The organism is Synechococcus sp. H55.11 (assembly GCF_047462475.1).
Classification (GTDB): Bacteria; Cyanobacteriota; Cyanobacteriia; order Thermostichales; family Thermostichaceae; genus Thermostichus.
The window spans coordinates 1-1,060 of sequence record NZ_JANSJI010000213.1; the positions used below are offsets into that span (position 1 = coordinate 1).

Consider the following 1,060-nt stretch of genomic DNA (forward strand, 5'->3'; position numbering starts at 1 on the left):
TTTAGAGCGCGTTGCCGCGGGGTAGGACTTCTTCGGGGAACTCAAAGCGCTCGTGCGGCTGGTCCTGCGGCGCCATCCAGGCCCGAATCCCCTCGTTGAGCAAAATGTTCTTCGTGTAGAACGTCTCAAACTCAGGATCTTCTGCCGCCCGCGTCTCCTGACTGATAAAGTCATACGCCCGCAGGTTCAGCGCCAACCCCACCACTCCAATGCTCGACATCCACAATCCCGTCACCGGCACAAACAACATGAAAAAGTGCAGCCACCGCTTGTTGGAAAACGCTATCCCAAAAATCTGGCTCCAGTACCGGTTCGCCGTCACCATCGAGTACGTCTCTTCCGACTGCGTCGGCTCAAACGCCCGAAACGTGCTCGCCGCTTCCCCATCCTGAAACAACGTGTTCTCCACCGTCGCCCCATGGATGGCACACAGCAGCGCTCCACCCAACACGCCGGCCACCCCCATCATGTGGAACGGGTTCAGCGTCCAGTTGTGGAACCCCTGGAAAAACAGCAAAAAGCGGAAAATCCCCGCCACCCCAAAGCTGGGGGCAAAAAACCAACTGCTCTGCCCCAGCGGGTAAATCAAAAACACGCTCACAAACACCGCAATCGGCGCGCTGAAGGCAATGGCGTTGTAGGGCCGCACCCCCACCAGGCGGGCAATCTCAAATTGCCGCAGCATAAAGCCAATCAAGCCCAGCGCCCCGTGCAGCGCCACAAACGTCCACAGCCCGCCAATCTGGCACCAGCGGGTAAAGTCCCCTTGGGCTTCCGGGCCCCACAGCAGCAGCAGGCTGTGGCCCATGCTGTCGGCGGGGGTGGACACGGCCACGGTCAAAAAGTTGCACCCTTCCAGGTAGGAGCTGGCCAGGCCGTGGGTGTACCAAGAAGTTACAAAGGTGGTGCCGGTCAGCCAGCCGCCCAAGGCCAAGTAGGCGCAGGGGAACAGCAGCAGCCCCGACCAGCCGATAAACACGAATCTGTCGCGCTTGAGCCAGTCATCGACGATGTCGAACCATCCTCGCTCCTGGCGTACGCGCCCTACCGCGATGGTCAT

At 60.2% G+C, this 1,060-nt stretch carries 1 protein-coding gene; it reads right to left on the reverse strand.

What is annotated here, in order from left to right; genetic code table 11:
• Position 1: 1 nt before the first annotated feature.
• Positions 2-1,060: photosystem II D2 protein (photosystem q(a) protein) (gene psbD / locus NW853_RS08835; RefSeq protein WP_414336211.1), on the reverse strand; the 1,059-nt coding region annotated here is incomplete at its 5' end.